Source organism: Thermotoga maritima MSB8, assembly GCF_000008545.1.
In the GTDB taxonomy this organism is placed as follows: domain Bacteria; phylum Thermotogota; class Thermotogae; order Thermotogales; family Thermotogaceae; genus Thermotoga; species Thermotoga maritima.
Genome location: NC_000853.1, coordinates 1,699,425 through 1,724,894, shown reverse-complemented (window position 1 = coordinate 1,724,894; position 25,470 = coordinate 1,699,425). Strand labels below are relative to the sequence as shown.

Annotated in this window: 26 protein-coding genes; 2 read left to right on the top strand and 24 right to left on the bottom strand. The window is 47.1% G+C overall.

Annotation, left to right across the window (positions count from 1 at the left end; genetic code table 11):
* Positions 1 to 10: 10 nt before the first annotated feature.
* The 4 genes from TM_RS08885 to ltaE all read right to left on the bottom strand — a co-directional run bounded on the left by TM_RS08885 (position 11) and on the right by ltaE (position 4,962).
* A complete protein-coding gene (locus TM_RS08885) occupies positions 11 to 973 on the bottom strand; it encodes an ABC transporter permease (protein ID WP_004082279.1) in 963 nt (320 codons plus the stop codon).
* Positions 974 to 1,032: 59 nt separating this feature from the next.
* On the bottom strand, positions 1,033 to 2,961 hold the full coding sequence (locus TM_RS08880) for a peptide ABC transporter substrate-binding protein (protein WP_004082278.1): 1,929 nt from the start codon (positions 2,959 to 2,961) through the stop codon (positions 1,033 to 1,035).
* Positions 2,962 to 3,228: 267 nt separating this feature from the next.
* Positions 3,229 to 3,852 (bottom strand): hypothetical protein, encoded by a 624-nt coding sequence (locus TM_RS08875; RefSeq protein ID WP_004082277.1) that lies wholly within the window; start codon positions 3,850 to 3,852, stop codon positions 3,229 to 3,231.
* Between the two features lie 78 nt (positions 3,853 to 3,930).
* Positions 3,931 to 4,962 carry a low-specificity L-threonine aldolase gene (gene ltaE, locus TM_RS08870; RefSeq protein WP_004082276.1) on the bottom strand — a complete coding sequence of 344 codons (1,032 nt, stop codon included), beginning with the start codon at positions 4,960 to 4,962 and terminating at the stop codon, positions 3,931 to 3,933.
* 84 nt (positions 4,963 to 5,046) lie between these two features.
* Here ltaE and TM_RS08865 point away from each other — a divergent pair, with 84 nt between their 5' ends.
* The gene (locus TM_RS08865; RefSeq protein ID WP_004082270.1) at positions 5,047 to 5,871 is read left to right on the top strand and encodes an aldo/keto reductase; all 825 of its coding nucleotides are present in this window, start codon (positions 5,047 to 5,049) and stop codon (positions 5,869 to 5,871) included.
* Here TM_RS08865 and TM_RS08860 read toward each other — a convergent pair.
* The 18 genes from TM_RS08860 to TM_RS08775 all read right to left on the bottom strand — a co-directional run bounded on the left by TM_RS08860 (position 5,851) and on the right by TM_RS08775 (position 22,414).
* Positions 5,851 to 6,630, bottom strand: a complete 780-nt coding sequence (locus TM_RS08860; RefSeq protein WP_004082267.1) for an HAD-IIA family hydrolase — start codon at positions 6,628 to 6,630, stop codon at positions 5,851 to 5,853. The genes TM_RS08865 and TM_RS08860 overlap by 21 nt on opposite strands.
* Complete coding sequence (gene rlmB / locus TM_RS08855; RefSeq protein WP_004082265.1) at positions 6,620 to 7,348, bottom strand: 23S rRNA (guanosine(2251)-2'-O)-methyltransferase RlmB; 729 nt, start codon at positions 7,346 to 7,348, stop codon at positions 6,620 to 6,622. Before rlmB ends, TM_RS08860 begins: the two co-directional genes overlap by 11 nt.
* A complete protein-coding gene (locus TM_RS08850) occupies positions 7,302 to 7,724 on the bottom strand; it encodes a Mini-ribonuclease 3 (protein WP_004082263.1) in 423 nt (140 codons plus the stop codon). Before TM_RS08850 ends, rlmB begins: the two co-directional genes overlap by 47 nt.
* A 4-nt stretch (positions 7,725 to 7,728) precedes the next feature.
* A complete protein-coding gene (locus tag TM_RS08845; RefSeq protein WP_004082261.1) occupies positions 7,729 to 8,640 on the bottom strand; it encodes a DNA double-strand break repair nuclease NurA in 912 nt (303 codons plus the stop codon).
* Complete coding sequence (locus tag TM_RS08840; RefSeq protein ID WP_004082259.1) at positions 8,640 to 9,377, bottom strand: ZIP family metal transporter; 738 nt, start codon at positions 9,375 to 9,377, stop codon at positions 8,640 to 8,642. The genes TM_RS08845 and TM_RS08840 overlap by 1 nt, the downstream gene beginning before the upstream one ends.
* 9 nt (positions 9,378 to 9,386) lie before the next feature.
* Positions 9,387 to 10,223, bottom strand: a complete 837-nt coding sequence (locus tag TM_RS08835) for a purine-nucleoside phosphorylase (protein WP_004082258.1) — start codon at positions 10,221 to 10,223, stop codon at positions 9,387 to 9,389.
* A 37-nt stretch (positions 10,224 to 10,260) separates the two neighbouring features.
* Positions 10,261 to 11,616 carry a replicative DNA helicase gene (gene dnaB / locus TM_RS08830; RefSeq protein WP_004082256.1) on the bottom strand — a complete coding sequence of 452 codons (1,356 nt, stop codon included), beginning with the start codon at positions 11,614 to 11,616 and terminating at the stop codon, positions 10,261 to 10,263.
* Between the two features lie 11 nt (positions 11,617 to 11,627).
* Positions 11,628 to 14,813: a YjgP/YjgQ family permease gene (locus TM_RS08825; protein ID WP_004082254.1), complete on the bottom strand. Its 3,186-nt coding sequence runs from the start codon at positions 14,811 to 14,813 to the stop codon at positions 11,628 to 11,630.
* Positions 14,797 to 15,504 (bottom strand): phosphate signaling complex protein PhoU, encoded by a 708-nt coding sequence (gene phoU, locus TM_RS08820; protein ID WP_004082252.1) that lies wholly within the window; start codon positions 15,502 to 15,504, stop codon positions 14,797 to 14,799. Before phoU ends, TM_RS08825 begins: the two co-directional genes overlap by 17 nt.
* Positions 15,501 to 16,277 carry an NAD(+) kinase gene (locus tag TM_RS08815; RefSeq protein ID WP_004082250.1) on the bottom strand — a complete coding sequence of 259 codons (777 nt, stop codon included), beginning with the start codon at positions 16,275 to 16,277 and terminating at the stop codon, positions 15,501 to 15,503. Before TM_RS08815 ends, phoU begins: the two co-directional genes overlap by 4 nt.
* Entirely contained in the window at positions 16,274 to 16,570 is a 297-nt protein-coding gene (locus tag TM_RS08810; RefSeq protein WP_004082248.1) for a YggT family protein, read from the bottom strand. The genes TM_RS08815 and TM_RS08810 overlap by 4 nt, the downstream gene beginning before the upstream one ends.
* On the bottom strand, positions 16,571 to 17,260 hold the full coding sequence (locus TM_RS08805; protein WP_004082246.1) for a YggS family pyridoxal phosphate-dependent enzyme: 690 nt from the start codon (positions 17,258 to 17,260) through the stop codon (positions 16,571 to 16,573).
* Positions 17,261 to 17,271: 11 nt separating this feature from the next.
* Entirely contained in the window at positions 17,272 to 18,276 is a 1,005-nt protein-coding gene (ruvB, locus tag TM_RS08800; RefSeq protein ID WP_004082245.1) for a Holliday junction branch migration DNA helicase RuvB, read from the bottom strand.
* 96 nt (positions 18,277 to 18,372) lie between these two features.
* The gene (locus tag TM_RS08795; RefSeq protein WP_004082244.1) at positions 18,373 to 19,584 is read right to left on the bottom strand and encodes an outer membrane anchor protein OmpA2; all 1,212 of its coding nucleotides are present in this window, start codon (positions 19,582 to 19,584) and stop codon (positions 18,373 to 18,375) included.
* A complete protein-coding gene (panB, locus tag TM_RS08790) occupies positions 19,581 to 20,393 on the bottom strand; it encodes a 3-methyl-2-oxobutanoate hydroxymethyltransferase (protein ID WP_004082243.1) in 813 nt (270 codons plus the stop codon). The genes TM_RS08795 and panB overlap by 4 nt, the downstream gene beginning before the upstream one ends.
* Positions 20,359 to 21,153, bottom strand: coding sequence for a Rossmann-like and DUF2520 domain-containing protein (locus TM_RS08785; protein ID WP_004082242.1), 795 nt, complete (start codon positions 21,151 to 21,153; stop codon positions 20,359 to 20,361). Before TM_RS08785 ends, panB begins: the two co-directional genes overlap by 35 nt.
* Positions 21,144 to 22,265 (bottom strand): alanyl-tRNA editing protein, encoded by a 1,122-nt coding sequence (locus tag TM_RS08780; protein WP_004082241.1) that lies wholly within the window; start codon positions 22,263 to 22,265, stop codon positions 21,144 to 21,146. The genes TM_RS08785 and TM_RS08780 overlap by 10 nt, the downstream gene beginning before the upstream one ends.
* On the bottom strand, positions 22,262 to 22,414 hold the full coding sequence (locus TM_RS08775) for a V-type ATP synthase subunit D (RefSeq protein ID WP_015646191.1): 153 nt from the start codon (positions 22,412 to 22,414) through the stop codon (positions 22,262 to 22,264). Before TM_RS08775 ends, TM_RS08780 begins: the two co-directional genes overlap by 4 nt.
* Before the next feature lie 304 nt (positions 22,415 to 22,718).
* Here TM_RS08775 and fabG point away from each other — a divergent pair, with 304 nt between their 5' ends.
* A complete protein-coding gene (gene fabG / locus TM_RS08770) occupies positions 22,719 to 23,459 on the top strand; it encodes a 3-oxoacyl-[acyl-carrier-protein] reductase (RefSeq protein WP_004082240.1) in 741 nt (246 codons plus the stop codon).
* Positions 23,460 to 23,465: 6 nt separating this feature from the next.
* On the opposite strand, the gene TM_RS08765 is transcribed toward fabG, so the two are convergent.
* Positions 23,466 to 24,626, bottom strand: a complete 1,161-nt coding sequence (locus TM_RS08765) for an amidohydrolase (RefSeq protein WP_010865390.1) — start codon at positions 24,624 to 24,626, stop codon at positions 23,466 to 23,468.
* Positions 24,604 to 25,470, bottom strand: coding sequence for a DMT family transporter (locus TM_RS08760; protein ID WP_004082238.1), 867 nt, complete (start codon positions 25,468 to 25,470; stop codon positions 24,604 to 24,606). Before TM_RS08760 ends, TM_RS08765 begins: the two co-directional genes overlap by 23 nt.

Sequence of the window (25,470 nt, the reverse complement as noted above, 5' to 3'; positions counted from 1 at the left end):
TATTACCTCCTTAATCCAGTTTTATTCTGGGATCGAGAATTGCATAAAGAACATCAACTATAAGGTTCATGATCATAACGGTAAGGGCAAGTATAAATGTGGAAGTTACTAAAAGTGGATAGTCTCTAGTGACTGCTGCATTAGCAAAGAGTTGTCCCAAACCTGGTATTCTGAAGATGTTCTCGACCCAAACGGTGCCAACCATGAGATAAGCCATTTGAGGGCCTACTATCGTTACTAGAGGAATCATGGATGGCCTTAGAGCATGTTTCATAATTACCGTTCTGTCATCGCCACCTTTTGCATAAGCGGTTCTTATGAAGTCTTGGTTCAATGTGTCTAGAAGACTGACTCTTGTAAATCTGGCAACAGAAGCGAGTGGACCGAGTGCCAAAGCTATGGTTGGAAGGATTTTAGTTCTTATTCCTTCCCATCCGGAAGTGGGAAGCCATCCCAAATAGATGCTAAAAATCAGTATGAGAAAGACTGCTACTACATACGATGGGATGGCAACTCCTATAACAGAAACGGTCATTGCAGTATAGTCAATCCATGTGTTTTTTTTGAGAGCTGCTAAGATTCCTAGAGGAACTCCCACCACGAGTGCGAAAAGGATGCTTGAAAGGGCAAGGGTGAAAGTAATAGGAAATTTCTCCTTTATCAAATCTTCTATGTTTCTTGCAGGATCAGAAAAAGAAGGACCGAATTTGAAAACCACAGCTCCTTTTAAATACATAAGGATCTGTTTCCACAGAGGATTATTCAAACCATATCTCTCTTCAAAACCTTTCAGGGTAGCTTGATAAGCAGGATCGTCGGGTGTTGTGACTCTCGCTATCGCATCTCGTACGCGTTGAAGTTCAAAGAAATTTCCAGGGGCAAGCCACATTAGAACATATGTTATTACAATAACAACTACCATAGAAATAGCAATGGTCAAAAGTCTTTTTAAGAGAAATTTTAAAAATCTCATATCAACCACCCCATTCGACATGTTTAGCAGGAGCCCTGGGAAATCCCAGGGCTCAGAATTCACTTCTCAACAGTTAAGTATTTGAAGAGGAAGAAAGTGGGACCCCACGAGAATTTGTAAGGAACTATTCCCTTGAGGTATGGTTTGGCAAGATACACAACTTTCTGAACGTACAGAGGAACTTCGTAGGCAAGATCTACACACAATTGCTGGAGTTTCTTTGCATATTCGACGGCTTTATCGTAGGGTGAATAGAGAATTCTTGCCCATAGTCTTCTGGCTTCCCTATTAGTTGGGTTCATTCCGGTGTATTCAACCAGAGAATATTCCTGATTGTATATAGCTCTCATTGCCAATCTCCAGAGCTGAATTTTTTGCTCGTCGGTTGTGGCTTTTTTCCATTCTTCATACAACTTGTTGATTTGTTCTATGAAGGTCAATTCTCCGGGGGCAGGAAGAAGGAAGTATTTTTTCAAGAATTCATCTGGTTCGGAGTTAACAACTTCTTGCCACTTCTCCCAGAGTTCCTGGGCGCGGTTTAGTATCTCCTTCCACTCTTCTTCTGTTTTTCCACCTTCTTCTCTGAGGACACTTTCTCTTTTCTCTCTTAATTCATAGAGTTTTTGACGTACCTCAGCGGGGTAATCGTAGAACCAGAATGTATGATCGGCAGTTTGCATAAGAGAACCACTGTCTTGCCAGTTGACGGGCCCACCAATTGTACATACACCTGGTTCTGCCCAAGGCACAAAATCACTCCATTGCAGTGTTGAAAATTGACCGGACTCTATATTTTCAATTTCAAAAGTGATTCCAAGAACTTTTTTCCACTGGTCAACCAGTGCTTCCGCTACAGGATCAGACGCTCCTGTTATGTAGAACTTCACTTTTGGAAAACCTTTTCCGTTTGGATAACCTGCTTCCGCTAGTAACTTCTTTGCCTGTTCTGGATCATAGGGTATTCCCTTCACAGCTTCCGCTATTTCACTATCAGGAGAACAATATGCGTGTGTTGGAATGGCCATACCACCAAGAACAATGTCAGTTAAGACTTTCTTGTCAATAGCCATTGCAAGTGCTTTTCTTATTCGTATATCGTCAAAAACAGGACTTAGGCTTCTTGTGATTTCGTATCCCACCCATTGAACACCAGATTCTTCATGAAGTTCCTTGGAAAGTTGTTTGTTTTTCAATGCAAACACATAATCTCCAACTGCGGTGATAAAAACAGCATCTATCTCTCCAGCTAAATACTGCTGCAATCCAAGCCCGCCTGCTTTGAGCACAATTCTATCAACATTGCCAGGAAAATCTCCCACATAGTATTTATTTCTGACCAGGACTATCTCGTAATTAGGTGTAAAGGATTCAATAACATACGGTCCATTTCCAACAAAATACTCGGGCTTCCACCAGTCTTCAGGGTGTTCCTGAACAGTTTTCCTATGCAGAGGCATTGCTCCACCGAGAACAAGCATATTAATGAAAGATGGCATTGGTCTTGAGAGAGTAACTTGAAGTGTGTAGTCATCCAGGGCTTTTACTCCAAGTTCATCAAGAGGTTTGGCACCGGATTTACAATCGTAGACATTTTTTATGTACTGAACAGGAGAAGCCCAGAGTGGAAGAGTTGGTGTTTCGGGACTGGCAGCCCTTTTCCAAGCAAATTCGAAATCATAGGCAGTAACGGGATCACCATTTGACCATCTTTTATCTTTTCTCAAGTAGAAGGTATAGGTTAAACCATCTTCAGATACTGTATAACTTTCACAGACAGCTGGTACAACCTTTACACCGCCAAGCGATTTGGGATCTGGAACATAACCAAACAAACCTTCGAAAATGGTTCCTTGAGCCAGAATATGCTGGGCTTGCCAGTAGTAGGGATCGAAGTTTGTTACACCAAACCATGGAAGCTGTACCTCGACTTCACTAAAATAAAATGCAGCGACTAAAACCATCAGGAACCCCACAACGAACTTTCTCATACAACATCCCCTCCTTTAAATGGATGTTAATAAATAACACTTACTAATAAAAAGATTATGTTATGGATATTTTATCAGACTGTGATATTGAGTTCCAAACGAAGTGAAGAGTAATTATTCCGCAATATTAGAAATCATTTTGGGATATATCCATTTATTTTGAATTATTGTCATTTCGAAGCGACAGGGTTAAGTGCGTGGTGGAAGATGAATCTTTGAAAAAAAAACGGGCCCACTGCGGGCCCGCCGGGGTGTGGGGAAAGAGGGTTATTCCTGAACCATTTCTTCCAGCACTTCAAAGCCTTCGTCGGTGAGGAGAACAAAGAGCATTCTTTTGTCGCCTCTGAATTTTCTGTACTGATCCACGGTGATGATGTCGTCTACTTTGTCAGCGAAATCTTTGTAGATATCCTGCACTTCATCTCTGAGGTCGTCTATCTGGTCTTTCAGGTCTTCTGCTGTCTTTGTATCCCTTTTTACGAGAGCGTTGTAGTACTCCTCATGGAGCTGAACGAACTTTTCTTTCAGGGAATCGAGCTGTTCTTTTGTTTCTTTCGCGACATTGTAGAGCTCTTTCAACTGATCGTCGTTCAGATCCAGATTGTTCAGTGCTTCTGCGATCCTTGTCTTGAGAGCGAGTTTCAGCTGTTCTTCGTCTCTGATCTGGAGCTTGAGACCGTAGCCAAAACCTCTTTCGGCTCTCATCTGAGGCCTTTCATACATGGGAGCGTTAGGACCGTAGCCGAGACCTCCTCCGCAACCCGGGAACTGCTGAGCGTAACCCATGGGCTGTCTTTCAAAAGCTGGCCGTTCTGCGAAACCTCTGTAGCCCGCCGCGAACACACCTAGTGCCACTGTCAGTACGAGCATCACCACAAAAAACCTTTTCATACTTCCACCTCCTCTTCAGAGTCTCCAGCTTCATCTTAATGCTTCGACCGTGAAAAAAACGTGAAATTTTTTCCTGTTTCAGGAGAATTTTCTGAAGAGTTTTTCGAAGATGTTCAGAGCCTCTTCTATGTCGTTTCTTGAAACGTCTTTGTGGGTTACCAGTCTGATCTCCGTGTCGGATACGGCGTTCGCGAGCACCCCGCTGTTTCTGAGCGCTTCTATGAACCCGTGCGCGTTCACCTTCAGGTTGTCGGTCCTCAGAATCACCATGTTGGTTTTCACATCTTCGGGATTCACGGAGTACCCTATTTCTTTCAACTTCAGGGCGAGAAATCTGGCGTTTTCATGATCTTCTTTCAATCGATCTACCATCTTTGTCAAGGCGATTATTCCAGCGGCAGCGAGAACACCTGCCTGTCTCATCCCTCCACCGAGCATCTTTCTCGCCTTTCTCGCTCTTTCTATGAAGTCCCTGTCTCCTACAACCACCGAACCGACGGGTGCGCAGAGACCTTTTGAAAGACAGAACATCACGGAATCGGCGTACCCGGCGTACTCCTTCACGGGAACACCTGAAGCGATTGAGGCGTTGAAGATCCTCGCACCATCTATGTGAACGTTTATGCCGTGTTCTTTGGCTATCGTGCAAATCTCTTTTATGTTTTCAAGCGGGACCACTCTTCCACCGGAACGGTTGTGTGTGTTTTCGATGGCAATGAGCGAAGTTCTGGGGAAGTGTATGTTTCTGGGTCTTATGGCCTTCCTCACATCATCGGGGTCCATGGCTCCATTTTTTCCAGGTACAGGATGGGGCATGACTCCGGAGAGAACCGCCATGGCTCCGACCTCGTACCAGAAGATGTGGCTGTCTGCCTCCAGTATCACTTCATCGCCCCTCTGGGTGTGAGCCATTATGCTCACTTGATTTCCCATGGTGCCGGAGGGTACAAAGAGAGCCGCTTCCTTTCCAAAGGTCTCTGCGGCGAGCCTTTCGAGTTCGTTGATGGTTGGATCTTCTCCGTACACATCGTCTCCCACCTCAGCCTGTGCCATGGCTTTTCTCATCTCTTCTGTTGGTTTTGTAACGGTGTCGGACCTGAGATCGATCATCCTGTCACCTCCCACACGATTTGATTGAATTTTAACACCTCAGGTTATAATAATAATACTAGACTAATTCAGGAGGTGGTTGGAATGTTATACAAAGAACTTGGAAGAACAGGAGAAGAAATTCCGGCTCTGGGTCTGGGCACCTGGGGTATCGGCGGTTTTGAAACACCCGATTACTCCAGAGACGAAGAGATGGTTGAGCTTTTGAAGACGGCGATCAAAATGGGATACACACACATAGACACGGCAGAGTACTACGGTGGAGGGCACACAGAGGAACTCATCGGCAAGGCGATAAAGGATTTCAGGCGTGAGGATCTTTTCATAGTGTCCAAGGTGTGGCCGACGCATCTGAGAAGGGACGATCTTTTGCGCTCCCTCGAGAACACCCTCAAACGACTCGACACGGACTACGTGGATCTTTACCTGATTCACTGGCCGAATCCAGAGATTCCCCTCGAAGAGACCCTTTCCGCAATGGCAGAGGGCGTCAGGCAGGGGCTCATCAGGTACATAGGAGTTTCGAATTTCGACAGAAGACTCCTCGAGGAGGCCATCAGCAAGTCTCAAGAACCCATAGTCTGCGATCAGGTCAAGTACAACATAGAAGACAGAGATCCAGAAAGAGATGGACTTCTCGAGTTCTGCCAAAAGAACGGAGTGACCCTGGTGGCCTACTCTCCACTGAGAAGAACTCTTCTTTCAGAAAAAACGAAGAGAACACTCGAAGAAATAGCGAAGAATCATGGAGCAACTATCTATCAGATTATGCTCGCGTGGCTTCTCGCAAAACCAAATGTTGTTGCCATTCCAAAGGCCGGCAGAGTAGAACATCTCAGGGAGAATCTAAAAGCAACGGAGATCAAACTCTCCGAAGAGGAAATGAAGCTACTGGACAGCCTTGGCTAATTCTCCAAGGTTTTTGAAGACGAAGTCCGGTTTTGTTTCAGCCCTTTCAAGGTCTTCCGGGGTAGTCTCACCGGTGAGAACGAGAATGGAGACTATCCCGGCGTTCTTTCCCAGTTTCACATCCGTGTACAGCCTGTCTCCTACCATTGCCATTCTTTCTTTTGGAACACCGAACTTCTCGGATATCACATCCACAACCAGTGGATTGGGTTTCCCAGCGATCAAGTCTGGCTTTCTTCCCGTCGAGGCTTCTATCGCTGCCATGATGCTTCCAGCGTCTGGAACGGGTCCTTCTTTCGAAGGACAGTTGATGTCCGGATGGGTGGCTATGTAGAATTTTCCCTTTCTGAGTAAAATACAAGCTTTTTTCAGTCTTTCATACGTTAGCGTTTTGTCGAAACCCAGGACCACAAAATCCGGATTTTCCTCATCTATGACGTGTCCGTAAGCCTCGAAGACCTTCTTCAGCTGAGGGGTTCCCAGAAGAAAGATACGGCACCTTCCGAACCGCTTCAGCATGTGCTCCGCGGTGATTTCTCCAGAGGTTACGACAGCATCGTCCGGTACGTCCACTCCCATGTTTCTCAGCTTCCTCACGTAGTCCTGTGCGCCGAGCGAGGAGTTGTTGGTGAAAAAGACGAATCTTTTGTTTTTCTCTTTCAAAGTCTCCAGAAATTCCAGAGATCCGGGAAGAAGCGAATCGTCCAGATAGAAAGTCCCGTCCATATCTAAAATGAAGAGTTCTATTTTATCCAGCACCTTTCATCCTCCTCTGTCTCACAGCTTCAAAGAGAACTACTCCCACACTCACCGAAACGTTCAGAGAATCTATGTCGTTCTCCATCGGAATGGTGACCACCCTGTCGCACTTCTCTCTCACGAGTCTTCTGATGCCTTCTCCCTCGTTACCGAAGACGAAGGCGGTGGGGAAGGTGAAATCTTCCTCGTAGATGGGTGTACCGTCTATGTCTGAAGCGTAAGTCCAGACACCTTTTTCCTTCAACTCTTCTATCGTTCTTGCCAGATTGGTCACAACGGCGATTCTGGCTCTGAAAACCGTTCCAGCCGAAACCTTCACGACGGTTTCTGTTACTTTTACTGACTTGTCCTTCGGAATGATGATTCCGTTCGCTCCCGCACCCACGGACGTTCTCACGATTGCACCGAGGTTGTGTGGATCCTGAATCTGATCGAGAAGAACTATCAAGGGTGGAGTCTTTGCTTCAAGAATTTCCTCTACAGAACTGTACCGGTACTCTCCTATATCGAAAACAACCCCCTGATGCTTCTTTGTTCCCGAGAGATTCTTCAATCTTTCTTCTGATTCAAAAGAGTACTTGATACCTCTCTTTTCGACTTCTTTCACAAGAGAAAGAAAGTAACTGCCAGGATTTTTCATTTTTTGGAAGAATACTTTCTTTATCGGAACGTTATTCCTGAGCGCTTCCTCCAGGATTTTTCTTCCGTAGACTCTCAAGATCCATCACCACCCGAAGCAGTTCTTCAATTCTGTCGAATTCTCTTTTCAAGAATAGATACCCGATCAAAGCTTCGAAACCGGTGCTCTTTCTGTATGTAGGGTCGTTCCCGTGTCTTTTCGCTGCCTTCGAATTCATCGCTCTTTTAACTATTTCTTGCTCTCTTTCGTCGAGGAGATTCCATATATTCTCCAGCATCCATGCCTGACCGTGTTTCGAGGTGTGTTCCTTGACCCTCTCGTGTATGACGGACATTCTGTAATCTCCTGTGAATCTCGATCTGAAGATGAGCTCCAGAACGGCATCTCCCAGATACGCTAGAACGGCCGGTGGCAGTTTCTCCGGTTCTGCTTCGAATCTGAAGAGTTTTTCCACTCTTTCATCTCCCGATGTAGGCAAACAGTCTCGTGTTCATGTAGTTCTTGTCGGTGAGATAGTACGAAAGGTTCTCTTCCAGAAACTGTATCGGAAGAATATTTTCCGGAAGTCTTGGGATGGGAAGGTCTGCCGTGAGATGTGGTAACGTCTTTGCAAGATCGTCGAACACTTTTCTGATGTACGGTATCTGATTATCGTCTTTCACGTAGGTTTCTAACCTGACAAGACCCCTTATACCTTCTCCATCGATCAGTTTTACGTACGCTCCCACTTTTTTCAGAGGTGTTTCCCTCGATGAAACGAACATCTTGCTTCGCTTTCCCTTTTTGAGAAAGCGCAGTTTCTTGAAGTCCTCTTTGCTCAACTCGGTGACACCGATGTTCTTCACAAGACCGATGGGTCCCACGTTTTCCTCGAACGGAAGTTCCCGGGCAGCTGGTCCATCCTTCACGATGAGAATGTTTTTGTCCATGTGCTTTCTCACTTCTTCTATCTCCAAGGACCTCATGTACAGATCTATCGATTGCATGGCGTCTTTGCCTTCTTTTACAACTTTGAAGAGAATACCTCCGACTTCTTCGTATCCTTCTTCCTGGAAGCTTTGGGAAAATCCAAGGACTCTTTCTTTGACTGGTGGTTTGTCTGGAGAGAAGAGCGTTTTCGTTCCACCTTCTCTATCCCAGATGACCGCCCCAACACAGAGTTCCGCGAATATACCGGTGATCCCTTCGTCTGTTGTTATCCGCACAAAGCTTCTTCTTTTGCCATCGACGAAGATGATCTGATCGAGAATTTCTCCCTCTCTCTGCTCGTCTTCCTCCAGGAATCTCGATTCTTCCACGAAAGTCTGATCTCCTACGTGTTCTTCCAGTTCGCTTTCAATTCTTTCCGCTCTTTCGATACGCACCTGCATCACCCCAGTGCCACGTCGAGGGAAGCCATCACCAGGAATCCCACCATGATCCACCACGTGGAAAGCAGTTCGTTCCCCTTCGAATGGGTTTCTGGAATCACTTCGTCGCTGACGACGTATATCATTGCACCGGCAGCGAAGGCCATCATGTAAGGAAGAAGTCGTTGGGAGATCGAAACGATTCCCGCACCGAGAAGACCACCTATCGCTTCAACGAGTCCTGTGAGGAAAGTTATCAAAAAGGCTTTGCCTTTTTTGTACTTCATGGGTATCAGAGAGGCCATCACGGCGGCACCTTCGGGAATGTTCTGAACCCCAATTGCGATGGCGATTGCGAGGGCCTGGGGTGTGAAGGCGGAAACTCCCACTGCCATTCCTTCAGGGAAATTGTGTATTGTGATGGCGATGATGAAAAGCCACACACCTTTCAGTCTTTTGGTGTCAGGTCCTTCGTGACCTTTGAGCAGATGTTCGTGTGGGATGAGTTTGTCTGCGAGGTTGACGAAAAGACCACCCAGGACGAAGCCTATCAGGAATCTGACGATCCCTCCCATTTCGAGGGAGGGAGCGACCAAGCTGAAAGCACTCGCAGCCAGCATGACACCGGCAGCGAACCCCAAGAAAGAGTCGATCACCTTGTCACTCGTGTGGTGCGGTTTTAAAAAAAGGAACGGCAACGCACCGAGCGAGGTTGCCATTCCCGCGATCGTGCTGTAGAGGATTCCCTTGAGAACCATCCCTTCACCTCAGAGTTTTCTGACGACCTCGAAGATGATCTGTGCGATCTTTCTTCCCGTCTTCTCAGCGACTTCCAGGACCTCCTCTGCGGTGAGCGGCTTGAGGTCTTCAGGAACGGCCCTGTCGGTGATGGCGGAGATTCCAAGGACCCTTATCTGACCGTGCCTTGCCACTATGACTTCCGGAACGGTTGACATTCCAACTGCATCGGCTCCGAATTTTCTGAGCATCCTGAGCTCAGCGGGTGTTTCGAAGCATGGACCCGTAACGGCCACATAGACACCCTGATAGACGGGAATTCCCAGTTCTCTGGCACTGTTGTAAGCGAGTTCTATGAGTTCCTTGTCGTAGGGCTCCGACATGTCCGGAAACCTGGGACCCCATTCATCCACGTTGGGGCCTATGAGAGGATTGTCACCCATGAAGTTGATGTGATCGGTTATGATCATGGGTCTTCCCACTTCGAAATCCGGATTCAACCCACCAGCGGCGTTGGTAACAATCAGAATTTCAACACCGAGAAGCTGCATCACTCTGATGGGGAATGTGACTTCCTTCATTGAATAACCCTCGTAGTAGTGAAACCTTCCGTTCATCAGCATGACGTTCTTTCCAAAGAGTTTTCCGAAGATCAGCTCACCCTTGTGACCCGGAGCTGTGGAAATGGGAAATCCTGGTATCTCGCTGTAGGGTATCTTCTTGGAGGTTCCCTCCTTTTCCACCTCATCCGCTATGACGGAAAGACCAGAACCCAGTATTATCGCTATTTCGGGTGTTTCATCGATCTGACCTTTCAGATATTCAACCGCTTTTTCCACTCTTTCTTTGTAGGCCTTTATGTCCACGTCGAACACCTCCCTGGTCTTTTTCAAGAAAATTCTATCATGAATGCACCACATCGACTTCATGGAACGTAACCGTTCTGGGGTCGAAGATCAGAGTGATCGTTCCAACGGGACCGTTTCTCTGTTTACCTATTATGATTTCAGCTTCGTGAGGTTCGTGAAGCTTGCTTTCCTCTTTGGATTTTTTGCTCCTGTAATATTCCTCCCTGTAGATGAAGATGACTGTGTCTGCGTCCTGTTCTATCGCACCGGATTCCCTGAGGTCACTCAGCCTCGGTCTTTTGTCTTCTCTCTGTTCTACGGCCCTCGAAAGCTGTGAAAGCGCTATCACCACTATGTCGAGTTCCCTCGCAAGGAGCTTCAGAGATCTCGAGATCTCGGATATCTCCTGCTGTCTGCTTTCTTTTCTTCCTTTCAGGTGCATGAGCTGGAGATAGTCGACAAAAATGGCTTTTACATCGTATTCTTTTTTCATCCTTCTCGCTTTTGCCCTCAACGATCGCGGATCGAGGAGTGACTCATCGTCCACAACTATGGGTGCTTTGTAGAGTTTAGAAGCCGCTATTGTGAGTCTTTCCCACTTCTCCTGATCCAGGTATCCTGTTCTGATGCTGTAAAGATCCACACCGGACTCCATGCTGAGTAGTCTTTGAGCGAGCTGTTCCTTGGACATCTCGAGACTGAATATTCCGACGGGGATTTCGAAATTGACAGCCATGTTCCTCGCTATTGAGAGTGCGAAGGAGGTTTTTCCCATGGAGGGTCTCGCTGCTATTATCACCAGATCGGAGCTGTGGAACCCTGTGGTCTGTTTGTCCAGACTTTTGAATCCCGTTGGTAGTCCCGTTATGAGCACACCGGGTTCTATAAGGTTGGCTCTTTCCCTGAAGTTCTCCAGGTTTTCAAACACCCGGTGCATGATGCCTCTCAGATGATCGTAGGATTTTGTCGTTTTCATCTCTGAGATCTCGAAGATCATCTTTTCTGCGTTGTCGAGCAGGATCTCCACATCTTCTTCCATGTAGGCACTTTCTGAGATTTTTCTGGAGATCTCAATGAGTTTCCTCAGAATGGATTTTTCCTTGACGATCTCCGCGTAGTGAAGTGCGTGTGCAGAACTGGGCACAGCCTCAGCGAGCTGGGCCACTTCCAGATCTCCACCTACTTCCTCGAGTTTTCCCATGCTTTGAAGCTTGTCACAGACGGAAACCACGTCCACCGGTTTTCCTTCGTCGTAAAGCTCTTCCATCGCTCTGAAGATGTGTTGGTGTTTTTTCAGATAGAAATCTTCGTGGCTCAAAATTTCAAGAACGTCGTTTATTACCGACGGATCTATCAATATGCTTCCGAGCACAGCAACTTCGGCCTCTAAGTTGTGCGGGGGAACACGCATGTTCTCACCTCTCAAAAAACGTTGAGCCCTATCCCTTCTTCCGTGTCGAAACCGATACCGCTGTTCGGAAAATCTCTTATGAAGAAAAGAATGGAGAAACTCTCAAGAGTGAAATTCCTGCCGAATGAAGTTGAAATCTTCGTTCCAAGACAGTGCAAAGCCTTTTCAACAGACAGAGAAAACTTCTCCACGTTCCAGTCCTTTAATGAAAAAGATATTTCCAGCGCCGGATCACCGTTCTTTGTCTGATAAGAAAATTCCAGGTTGTCACTGGAATAACTCATTTTCAAAGAGTGGGTGGACTCTCCTTTTTTAAACGTCCCGCGTATCCAGAATTCATCCAGTTCAAAGGGATCAACGCTCAGCTTTGTGTACGTGGTTATTCGCGGGTTTTCCATGAAAAGGAAATTCTTTCCGTATATCCTCATCTGATCCTCGACGTACTTAACGTGTGGTTCTCTGTAGTAGTAGGTGAAGTAGAATCTGTTCAGGAAAGCTCCCATTCTCTGCTGGAAGTTCCAGGTGGTGTAACTTCTGCTGATCTCGTCCAGAACGAACCGGGTAGTGGAGTCCACAGTGTGAGTGATATCTCCTGTTTTGAACGAGTAAGAGGTTTTGAGATACGGATCCGAGAACTCCTTTTCGAGGAAATCGTAGGTTGTTTCTAAGGAAGATTTGAAATTTTCATAAGAGAACGATACTTTCAGATCCACCTCGTTTTTTGATTCATTCTGGGAAAACTTTCTGAGGTTTTCTCCGGAAACCGTGAAGAGTTTGTAGTAACTCTCGAAGGAAAAAGGCCCCAGAGGCACTCTGAGTGTGGTTGTGAACAGATTTCCAACACGGTAGCCGTCTTCGTTCGATCTGTACACGCCAGCGTATATTTTATCATCCAGTACGAGAAACTTCCCGAGGGAAAGGTTCTGAAAATCCCATATGGAATCTGTTTTGAGGTAGCTCGTTCGTTCGTCGAGGTTTTGGTTTTCAAACAAGTACTTTCCAGTGGTACTGACGCTCACGGACTGAAAAAGCAAGAAGGGAACAGAACGAAAAGAAAGGCTCACCGACCCGGAGTTCCTCTTTTCTTGATCTTCTATGCGGGTTTCGTGATTGAAACTGTCCACAGAAAAAGTTCCTACACCCGTCTTGACGCTCACTTTTTTCACAGTTACTCGTGGGAGTATGTAACTGTCTTCGCCGTCCGATTCTTTTCTGAGAACCACGTTCAGGCTTCCGTTCAGAATCTTCTCCTTTCTTTCGAACTGATGGATTCTCTCTTCGTTTTTCTGTGAGAAAAGGAAGGTATTTTTGCTGTCGAAGATCTTCACCAGAACGCTGTGGGATGTCGATTCTTTGTAGTCTAGATTGAGGGACCAGCTTCCCATCTTGTGGTTCCAGTTGAGTTCCTTAGATAGGCCTCCACTCAGTACACTTTTGGTTGAGAAATACAGGAGCCCAGAGGGGTAAGACACGTTGTAGGAGGTTTTCAGATGCGGGTTATTTCCCACACCCACTTCAACGGAGAACGGTTGCGGTTTATCGGATAGTGAAGTGAAAAAGATAGGTTGATAAAACAGCGGTATCTCCAGAAGATAGAAAACCACATCCTTTGCCAGGAGGTAGTCGTTCTCTTTTATTTCTATGTACCTGGCCTTGAGCTTGTAATGGGGCGGAGTTTCCGAGCAGGTGGAGATGGAACCCATGTCCACGATCGTTCTCGAGCCTTCAGAGGTGAGATCTTCACCGGACAGGTAAATTTTTTTCTTTTCTTTTTCTATTTCGAGGACAGTGCTTCCCCGAATGTGAGTAAGAACGCTTTTTTCATTTTCCAGATAGAAGATCAAATGTTCACCCATCAGGATCGTGTCGGCCTTTCTGTATATCACTCCACCCGAAGCTTCGAGTTTTTTCGCTTTTCCTTCTTCAGTGAGCTGAATTGTGGCTTCGCTCGCCTGGACGGTCATATCTTTGTACGCTATTTCAACGCTTCCATGAAAGACCATTTCCTCCGGAAACTTCTCCATTCGATCGGACACTATGACAACCTGTGATGAAAAAAGAGAAGAGACGGTGAAGATGAAGGCAACGAAAAACAGTCTCGAGAGAAATTCCGTGATTCTGTAGGCAAAAAAGGTGTCGAGAAGGATAAACAGGAGCGTTCCAACGATCGTGAACACGATGTTTGGAATCCACGGTGCGAGTACAGGATTGAGGAGATTTTCCTTTCCCATGGCGCTGAGCCATGCCCCGCTTCCCTGATAAAGGACAACGAGCACGAAGGTGAAGATCACACCCCAGGATTTGCTTCTCAGCTGAAAGAGAAGAGAGAGCGGCACTCCAACGAGCACTATTACTATCGGCGTCAGAGAGTTCGCGTATCTGCTGTGAAGTTCTACGACCCAGGGAGAAGGTTTCACTCCCACTTTTTTGAAGAATTCTATCTTTTCCTTGAGTTCTTTTCCCGTCATCTCTTTCGGTGTCTTTCCCACACGAAGGAGTTTTTCTATGTCCTCTGTAATATCCAGTTTCATCTCAGAAAAGTGCACGTCGAGTTTTAAGAAGCCATCTTTATCGACGGTGTAGTAATTTCCATCGAAGAGGTACCAGTCGTTACCTTTTTTCTGCACCCTTTTTGCGGTGACTATCGTCTCTTCATGCCCGTATCTGAAAATAACCACGTTCCACATCGTGCTTGTTCTTTCGTCGTATTTTTCCACATAGAAATACTGGTCGTCTCCTATCTTTGAGATGACGTTTTCAACGACAAAAACCTCGGGTTTTTTCAGAACGTACTTCGACATTGCTTCTTCTGCTTTTGATTGGTACTCGGGAACGATTTGATCGCTGAGGAAGAAGACGGCTATGGAGAGAAGGGCTCCAAGAATCAGAAAGGGAACGATCAGATTCTTTTGGGAGATTCCGTGAACCTGTATGGCCATGAGCTCTCTTTCTTCGGAGAGTCGTGAGAACGTCCAGAAGATGGCGAGGAGTACTCCAACGGGAACACCCATTGCGACGAAGTAAGGAAGGTAGTAGTACAGCATGAGAAAGAGTTTTTCGATTCCCACCCTGTGCCTCACTATCAGATCGGAGAGCTGGTAGAGAATCTCAAGACTGACGAAAACGATGAAACCACCAAGACCGATCAAGAAAGGGACAACGGAGAGTTTCAGAAGATACTTAATCAGAACTTTCAAAGAGCACCCCTCCGGATTTTTTGAAGAGAAGGAGTTCATCGTGGTAGCACTTGTAGGCCTCTCCCTGAACCATGTAAACGGAGACTTCCACGATGTTGGTGGCGTAATCGGCTATGATCTCTATGTTGCCGGCTATTTCTAAGAGGAGAAGAGCCCTTTTCACATATTTGGGTGACTCCATCATGTAGAGCAAGAGTTCTTCACGCACCTTCTCGTACAGGTCATCAACCTTCGAATCCATCCTGCAAACTTCGAAAGACTTTTCTACGTTCACATCGGCGAACATCCTGAGAGCGAACTTCAACATTTCTGAAGTTTGATTCGCCATGGCTGGAATGTCTTCGAGAGGTTTCAAGGGAGGTTCTTCCATGAGTTCAAGGACGTTCTTTGCGATGTCATGGCATTTGTCGGCTATATTTTCAATGAGCTCTGCCACCCTTATACCCGCTGTTACTGTGAGAAGGGGCTTTCCTATGGGAGAAAAGAGGCCGAGCACCTCCATTGCTTTTTCCTGAATCTCCACTTCCATCTGATCGACAACCTCTTCATCTGCGATCACTTCCCTGGCGAGGGACTCGTTTCTTTCGACAAGTGAGGATATGGAGTTTCTGAACATCTTTTCTATGAACCATCCCGCTTTGAGAACGCCTTTCTTGAATTCTTCCACCTTTTCGTTTAAGAGTCTATTCACTCGATACGCCTCCCGTAACCGAGTTTGTCTCTTATCACCGTCACGTAATCGTACTCAGGAGGTCTCAGAATTCTAACGTATCTTCTGGATTTCTTTACTTCGATTCGTTTTGTTTTTCCCGTCAGGACTCCATCCACCAGCATGTTTATATCTCTCTGGGATTCAACCACCACTTTGAAATTCGAGGGTATCACAACGCTTCGGGTGAGAAAGAATTGTGGTGCAATGGGAGAGATCTCCAGCACCTCGCATTCCGGGAATATTATGGGACCTCCTATGGAAAGAGAATAAGCCGTGGAACCTGTCGGTGTGGAAATCACCACTCCGTCTGCGAAGAACCACATGGAAGAGTGGTGCTCCACCTCGACCTCTATTTCGACCATCTTTCCACTCAGGTCACGTTCGAGGGTGACATCGTTCAGGGCGAGATGGTTTCCGAGTTCACTTTCGATCTGTATGAACCATCTTGTTTCTTCCCGGAAGTTCCAGTTTCTGAGATCCTCGAGAAATCGATCTATCTCATCGAGGGTGTAGGATGTGAGGAACCCCAGTCTGCCTGCCTTGAAGCCCACCATCGGTGTTCCATCGGCCGCTTTTTTCGCTGCCTTGAGCACGGTTCCGTCTCCTCCAACCACCACTATCAAATCTGCCGTAACCCTTCCTGGAGCGTTCGCTTCACCGAACTCGATTACTTCGTGTTCTTTTGAAATCTTTTCTTTCAAGAACTCTCCCTCTTTTTCCCGCTCTTCTCTGTAGAGAATGGCGATTTTCATGAAAGTCTCACCGCCAGATCGAAGAGGGTTTGTACAAGGAAACCGTCCAGGAACATGAGAATGAAGATGGCTATCATAGGAGATATGTCAACAGAACCTATTGGAGGTACAACACGTCGAATGGGATTCAAAACGATCGAAGATAAAGCATCGAAAAACCTTCTTACAGGGTGATAATAGTAAGGTGTAGTCCAGCTGAAGATCGCAGAGACAACGATGGACACAATCTCCACGTATATGAACGTTCTCAGAACCACCGCGATCGATCTGAGCAGATTGGCTATCACGAACATTCACTTCCCTCCTTCGAATATGGCGCTTCCAATCCTCACCATGGTTGCTCCTTCTTCTATCGCTACTTCGAAATCGTTGCTCATGCCCATGGAAAGCTCCTTGAGTTTCACGTTCCCGTTGAACCTGCTGGCGAGCTCGTCCCTTAGCTCTCTGAGAGTTCTGAAACCCCACCGAACTTCTTCGGGATCTCCAACGTAGGGAGCCATGGTCATAAAACCGAGAACTTCGACATGTGGGAATTCCTGACAGAGCTTCAAGAACCCTTCCACTTCTTCGACCAGAAGTCCGGCCTTCGTTTCTTCTTTGAAGACGTTCACCTCAAGGAGAATCTTCTGGATTTTCCCAAGTTTTTCTGCCCTTTTTTCTATTTCTTTCAGCTCCTCTTCCCTCCAGACGGAGTGGATCAGTTCACATCTCGGTACGATGTATTTCACCTTGTTCGTCTGTATTCTTCCAATGAAGTGCCAGATGATGGGTTTGCCCTTGAAATATTCGCTCTTTTTGACGAGATCCTGCGCTCTGTTTTCTCCGAACTCTCTGATACCAAGGAACACGAGTTCTTCCATTTGCTGGACGCTGGCGTATTTTGAAGCAACTACGAGCCTCACTTCGGATGGATCCCTGTTTGCTCGAAGAGCAGCGTTTTTCATTCTGTTGAGAACCCTTTCGAGGTTTTCTTTCAATCCCATGGGAGATCACCTCAGAAAAGACGGTTTTCCGGGACTTCGTACTTCAGGTGTTTGTAAGCCTTTTCAGTGACGATCCTTCCTCTGGGAGTTCTGGCGAGGAATCCTGCCTGGAGGAGGTAAGGTTCATAAACTTCGCTCAGGGTGTCCGCTTCTACACCGAGTGAAGCGGCGAGGGCGTTCAATCCGACGGGGCCTCCCCTGTAAATCTCTATGATCGTCTTCAGGATCTTCCTGTCGAACTCATCAAGTCCCTCGTCGTCTATGTTCAGAACTTCCATGGTCTTCAAAACGATATCGGTATTGATTCTGTCTGCCTTTACCACCGTGAGCATGTCCCTCACTCTCTTCGTGAGTCTTATAGCGATCCTCGGTGTGCCTCTCGATCTTTTCGCGATCATCTCTGCTGCTGCGTCTTCTATCTCAACGTCCATCAAGCTGGCCGCTCTTTTTATGATTTCCTTCAGTTCTTTCACAGTGTAGAAGTCCAGTTCGAGGATGATACCAAACCTGCTTCTGAGAGGAGAACTCAAAAGACCACTTCTCGTCGTGGCTCCAACGAGCGTAAAAGGCTGGATGTCTATCCTAATGGACTTTGCACTCGGGCCCTTTCCGATCATGATGTCTATCTGGAAGTCTTCGATGGCAGAGTAAAGAAGCTCTTCCACTGCCTTGTTCAATCGGTGTATTTCGTCTATGAAAAGAACGTCTCCCCGTTCCAGACTTGTGAGGATAGCGGCCATATCTCCCTGTTTCACAAGAACCGGTCCGCTCGTAACGTGGATGTTCGTCTGGAGTTCGCTGGCGATTATGTGTGCAAGGGTCGTCTTTCCGAGTCCCGGTGGTCCTGCGAGGAGGACATGATCGAGCACTTCTCCCCTCATCTTCGCGGCTTCGAGAGCGAGGGAGAGTTTCTTTTTCACGTTTTCCTGACCAATGAATTCATCGAGGCTTTTGGGCCTTAGAAACTGTACACCAGAGTCGTAAACGGTCCTTTCAGGTGTGAGAAATTCACTCACCTTTCCACCTCTTCTGATTTCCTTTTTCTCGAAAAAATTATACCACTCGAACAAAAAAGGGGGCTTGCGCCCCCTTTTCTTTCCTGAAAAAGAAGATCACTTACCGCTTCCCATCACAAAACCGATTATCACACCGACGATTCCGATGGCGACACCCGCAAGGGCCATGGTCTGAACATCGGAGATCTTCTTGCTGAGGGTGGCGCTCACGCTGTTTACATCTTCCATCCATGGTTTCGAAGAGACGACCTCGTCAACTTTCTGGGAGAGTTCTGCGTTACTCTGATTGAGATTCTTAACTTCTTCTTCGACTTTGGTGACTCTTGCTGTGACTGCTCCCATGCTTCTTTCGAGTGAGTTCACCTTGTCAACTGCCGACTCCACCTGAGAAACTCTCTTTTCCAGACTCTCAACACGGCTGTTCACGGTCGTGATCTGACCTTCAAGAACGCTCACACGAGCATCGAGAGCTCTTGCCGTCTTCTGCTGAGTTTCAAGGTCGCTCTGGAGTTTGGAGACGAGCACCTTGAGGTTTCCTATCTCTCCAGACAGGGCGGTGTTGTTTTTCTCGACACTGGCAGAGAGTTCGGAGAGTTTCTGATCGAGAGTATCTGTGTAGGATTTGAGAGTTTTTTCCACGTAATCTTTGAGAGAAGCTTCGGAATTTCTCACGAGTGCCTCAAGGTTCGCCGTTTTCGTCTCAACGGCGGAGAGCCTTCCTTCGAGATCGCTCAGTTTCGAGACGGTCTGGGCGATCTTGCTGTCGACGTAGTCTTTGTTCACGAAGTCCCCCGAAAGTTTGGATTCGAGAGCGGCGATTTTCGAAAGCGCTTCGTTCACTTTAGCATCCAGGCTCTGGAGTTCATCTGACTGACTCTGAACCTGACTCATGACTTCGACTCTGAGGTTTTTGAGGTCAACGAGAGTGGCTTTCAAGTTCGCCACATCGTTCTTGAGAGTTTCAAGATCGGACGTTACTCCCCCAAAATTGTCAGATAGGTTCTGAACCTTCATCAAGGCAGTGCTGACGAGATCCTCGAGAGTAGAGACTTTGTTTATCAGTCCGGAAACGTCCGCAGAAGGTTGTTTGAGTATGTTGTAGAGTCTGTAGAACGCCACCGCTGCCTGATACCTGGTGAGGTAGGAGTTACCCTGGAACGTTCCATCCGGCATTCCAGTGAGAACACCGAGTTTCGACATTTCCATTACCGCTTCGTAGGCCCAGTGGTTGACGGGGACGTCTTTGAACTGCTGTGAAATTCCGACGAATGCTCCAAGCATCAGAACGAACACCAGAAGCTTCTTCATGAAGACACACCTCCTTTAGATTTATCTGTGAATGAATGTTCTTCGGTGGGGAACAGACCCTTTTTTACCTCTCTTCTGAACTCTTGCAGAGCTTTCAATATGACTTCGTACAGATTCGCGTATTTCTTGGAAAAGCGAGGTGCGAAGTCCGGATTCAGACCGAGAAGGTCGTGCCAGACGAGAACCTGACCATCACAGAAACGGCCTGAACCGATGCCAATGGTTGGAATGGAGACGCTTTCGGTGATCTCCTTAGCGACTTCCTCAACAACGAGCTCCAGAACGATAGCAAAAGCCCCCCTCTTTTCAAGCTCCCTGGCGCTCCTCAAGAGGTATTCTCTGTTTTTTTCCGTCTTTCCTTGGACTCTGTAACCACCGAAACGGTTCACGAACTGAGGTGTGAGGCCTATGTGGCCCATCACCGGAATACCGCTTTCGACCAGTTTTTGAACGAGTTCACCGAATTCCTCTCCACCCTCTATTTTCACGGCATTCGCACCGACCTTCAAGAACTTCCCAGCGTTCTCCACGGCTTTTTCCACGGAAGTCTGGTAGGAAAGGAAAGGCATGTCTGCTACTATGAAAGCGTCTGGGGCTCCCCTTTTCACGGCTGCCACGTGTATCAGCATTTCTTCCATAGTTACGGGAATCGTGTTTTCGTACCCGAGAACGTTGTTTCCAAGGGAGTCTCCAACGAGAATGACATCTATGCCGGCATCTCTCGCGATTCTGGCGCTGGGAGCATCGTACGCGGTGACCATCACGATCTTTTCCTTACCTTTCATCTTCTTGAGCTTCTCGACGTTCACTTTCTGCCACCTCCCTGAGCAGCTTCACAATCTCATCGTAGAGCACGGTGTTTCCGAAGATCTTTTCGTACTCCCTGCGCTCTTCCTCTACCACCTGCCAGTCTCCTCTTTTCACAGGGCCTGTCAGAGAACATTCCACTCTCATCTTCTTTATGTTGTCCGCCACACCTTTCATCAGGGTGTGAATGAGGAGTTCCGGTTCATCCAGACCAAGAAGAGTGTATATCCTCTTTGAAAGATAGGCAAGTGCCACCGGAAAGTTTGAAGCAATGACCGCGGCGAGATGGTAAGCTTTCTTTTTTTCCGAAGGGATCACGAAATACTTTCCGGAGATCTCTTCTGCGATTTTTTTCACAATCGGAAGTCCTCTTTCGTCTCCTTCCAATCCAAAGACGATCTGGTCTTTCATTTCAAGGGCTTTTTCGAGGCTGGAAAAAGAAAAGTTCGGGTGAATCGATGCTCTTCCACTCTTTTTGAAAATCTCCGACGAGAGAAAACCAGAACAATGTACCAAAACAGCGTCTCCAAGATTCAAGTGGTTCGCCACCGTTTTTATGTATCTGTCCGGGACGATAACGAAGACCACACCGTTCAACTCAGGGTGCTTTTCCAGCGTGGCGGCTTTTCCCCCGTAAACTTCAGCAAGGTTTCGAGCCCTATCTATACTGCGGGACAGGATGTATCCTATTTCATACCGATCTTTCAAACACTCAAGAAAAAACCTCGTGAGGGTTCCGGTACCCACAAAGTTCAGAACCATTTCAATATCTCCCTCAATTTTTCAACGATTCTCGAAGCGGAGTTCGCTGTTATCACAGCCCTCTTCTGGCTCGACCCACCTTCTACGTTCAACTGGTCTTTCAATTTCTCGAAGATCTTTCTGCAATCTATCCAGTTCGAAACGATCTCTATCCGGTCAGGATGCTCTAAAAGAACGATTGTGTCTTTGCGATCTGCGAGGAACTTGGGCAGGTATTTCATTTCCTCTGGAGTTCCAGAGAAGTGATACAGATAGTACTTTCCGACCTTTTCTGGTTCTGCTACTTTTGAGAGAATCTCGGCGTACTTTTCCGACAGTTTGTCGAGCTTTGCACTCTTTTCTTTGACTTCTTCGAGAAGATTCTCTGCTCTCTTCAGGAGTTCCTTTGTGGATGTGGTCAGCACTCTGGAGAGCGACTTCAGGAGTTTATCTTTTTCTCTGTAATCTTTCAAGGCTCGATCGCCTGCAGTGAAATAGATCCTTGTTAGTACCTTCTTCACCTTCTCCGTGTCCACGATCTTTATCAGACCGATTTCTCCAGTGTTTTCTACATGAAACCCTCCGCAGGCGGTGACATCGAAATCTCCTATCTTCACCACTCTGACTTTTCCTTCCACATTGGGCAGTTTTCTGAGGTTCATTTTCTCTGCTTCTTCTTTTTCTATCTCGAGAATTTCAACTCTCTCACAGCTTCTCACTACTTCGTTGGCCAGATCCTCAGCTTCTTCCAGGACATCTTCGAGAACGAACGGAGCGTTCAGATCTATGGTGGAGACCCTCTCTCCCATGTGGAAACTCACCGTTTCAAGATCGGCCACCTTCAGAAAAGCGGCTGAGAGGATGTGCTGAGCGGTGTGCTGACAGGCAATGTCTTTTCTTCTGGCAGGGTCTATTTCGCACTCGTAGTCACCCGGTTCGAGATGAGCATCCAGATAATGAAGGATGTATCCATTCTTTTCCTTCACCTTCAGAACATTTGCAGGACCGATCTTTCCTCTATCACCAAGCTGTCCACCCTTTCCGTCTGGATAGAAAGGGCTTGTTCTCGAAACGGCGATGATTTTCTCACCATCTTTTATAACCTCGTCTATTCTTATTCTACCCGCAGTCATCTTCTTCCAACCTGCACCCTTTCTTTCAATCGCTTGATCTTGAAGAACTCTTCTCTTTCTTGTTCTTCGAGGGTATCCTGAATGTATTTTATCGTTTCTTTGAGCTGGGGGATCACCACGTTCTCCAGAGCATTGACCCTTTTCTTCACTTTCTATTTTCATCTCAATCTGAGATACAGTCTGTCGGTGCTTGGCAAGTTCCTTTTACCTACGATAGAAGCGATAGATCTTCTGGTTGCTCTAGCACACCAGATCTTTCTCCGGTAAAACGAACAGGTAAGTATCCAGAACTTTCAAAACGGACAGTCCGATCATGGTAATTGCTATTCCTATCAAAAAGGAGCGCGTTGTTTCACCTCCTTATGAGAGGATTATACTCCTTCCGGGGTAACTTTAATGGTTTCTTAAATAGAACACGTGATACAATTTAAAAAAACGCGAGGAGGTGCGTTCATGAGGCTTGAAGGGAAAGTGTGTCTGATCACAGGGGCTGCAAGCGGGATAGGGAAAGCCACCACGCTTCTTTTCGCACAGGAAGGAGCTACGGTGATCGCTGGCGATATCTCGAAAGAAAATCTCGACTCTCTTGTGAAAGAGGCAGAAGGACTTCCGGGGAAGGTTGATCCCTACGTTTTGAACGTGACCGACAGGGATCAGATAAAGGAAGTTGTGGAAAAAGTCGTTCAAAAGTACGGTCGAATCGATGTTCTGGTGAACAACGCGGGAATAACAAGGGATGCGCTTCTTGTGAGGATGAAAGAAGAAGACTGGGATGCGGTAATAAACGTGAATCTGAAGGGTGTTTTCAACGTGACTCAGATGGTGGTGCCCTACATGATCAAACAGAGGAACGGTTCGATCGTGAACGTCTCCTCTGTCGTTGGAATATACGGGAATCCTGGTCAGACGAATTACGCGGCGTCGAAGGCGGGAGTCATAGGAATGACCAAGACGTGGGCGAAGGAACTCGCTGGAAGAAACATCAGGGTGAACGCTGTGGCACCCGGATTCATAGAAACCCCCATGACCGAAAAACTTCCAGAAAAAGCCCGTGAAACGGCCCTTTCCAGAATACCGCTGGGAAGGTTTGGGAAGCCAGAAGAGGTGGCGCAGGTTATACTCTTCCTCGCATCGGACGAGTCGAGTTACGTCACCGGACAGGTGATAGGAATAGATGGGGGCCTCGTGATCTGAGGCCCCTCATCTTCTGAAGACTTCCACTCCGTCTATGTAGACCCTCTCCACCACGGATTTCATATCGAACGGATGTCCGCTCCAGACCACAAGATCCGCGTCCTTTCCAGGTTCGATGGAACCGATTCTATCTTCGAGTCCGAGGATCTTAGCAGGATTCACCGTCAGGATCTTCAGCAGATCTTCTTCCTTAGCACCGTACCTCATGGCAGTTGCCGCCTGAACGGTTGCAAACTCGAGAGGAATCACCGGGTGATCACACATCAAGGCTATAAGAACCCCATCTTTCAGGAGTTTTGCGATAGTTTCCATCGTCAGATCTTTCAGTTCCAGCTTTGTTCTGAAGGTGAGGAGTGGTCCCACAACGACGGGTATCTTTTTCTCCGCTAGCACCTTAGAAATCTTGTACGCTTCCGTTCCGTGTTCTATGACGAGGTTGAAACCGAACTCCTCTGCTATTCTGATGGCGGTGAGAATATCGTCTGCGCGGTGGGCGTGCATCCTGGCAGGAATCTTCTTTCTGAGGACCATCTCACCGACTTCCATTTTCAGGTCGGTTTCGGTGAATTCTTTTCCTTCTTTTTGGGCGAGTTCCTTTTTCTTCATGTAATTCTTCACTTTAGTGAAGTAGTCTCTGATCACTCCAGCTGTTCCCATTCTCGTTGAAGGAGTTTGTTTCCTCTCACCGTAGACCCTCTTTGGATTTTCTCCGAACGCCATCTTCAAACCTGCGGGATCCTTCACAATGCACTCTTCCACAATTATGGATCTGAACTTTATCACGCTTCCCTGCCCACCCACCGGGTTGGCGCTTCCAGGAACGATCATCACGGACGTGACTCCACCGGCAAGGGCTCGTTCTATGGCCGGATCCTGCGGATTGAAACCGTCGAGTGCTTTCACGTGCGGTGTGACGGGATCCGTGGCTTCGTTTCCATCGCTGTAGTAGTACCCTACTCCTTCCTCGAAGAGTCCGATGTGGGAGTGCGCATCTACGAAACCGGGAAACAGGAATTTTCCCGTCAGATCAACGATTTCCGCGTCGGGATCTTCTATGTTTTCTCCCACCTTTTCCACTTTTCCGTTCGAGACAAGCACATCTCCTTTGAAAGGTCTGGAGGTTATGGGAAAGACCGTGGCGTTTTTAAAGAGAATCTTCACACTCATCCCTCCCCTTTTGGTTCGCATCACGAACTATTTTAACACGTTCCAGACTGGAAAACAGCATGGAGATCAAAAGGAGTGCTGCCCCTAAAAGCTGTTTCCCTGCCATCGTCTCGCCCAGCATGAAATAAGAAACAACTGCTGCGAAAACAGGTTCTCCCAGGAAAACAATCGCAGACACGTTGTTTCCAAGCGCTTTCTGGTATTTTGCCTGAAGGTAGATGGCCAGAATGGTGGCCGCAAGAGCGGTGAAGACTGCGCTCCCAAGAGCCGGGAGTGTGAAGTTCCAGTTCTTCCAGAAAAAGTTCAGTATCAGGTTCAAAATTCCCACCACCAGAAACTGTGGAAAGAGGAGATCCACTTCTTTGACTCGTTTTGAAAACATCGTTATCAGAACAACATGCAAAGCAAAGCTCACAGCGCAGATCAGGGTGAGAAAGTCCCCGAAGTTGAAATCTTTGATTCCACCGGAGATCATGTAAAGTCCCAGACTTGCAGCAAAAAAGGAAACGATCTGGAATATCGTTGGAATTTCTCTCTCCAGAAGATACGCAAAGACCGGAACGAAAACGATGTACATCGATGTGATGAAACCGCTCTTCGTGGAGGTGGTGATTGTGAGTCCCCACGTTTGTGTGGTGTAGGCAATTCCCAGGAGTGTTCCAAGGATCGATCCGTACTTGACGTTCCCCTTTCCAAATAGAAAATAAGAAACCAGTGCTGCGATGAAGAATCTAACGGCGATATAAAAGGTGGGAGAGACTCCCACCAGTACGATCTTCTGTATGGGAAATGTCGATCCCCAGATGAACGCAACGAAGAGTAAGCTGAAAAGTGCCTTTACCAA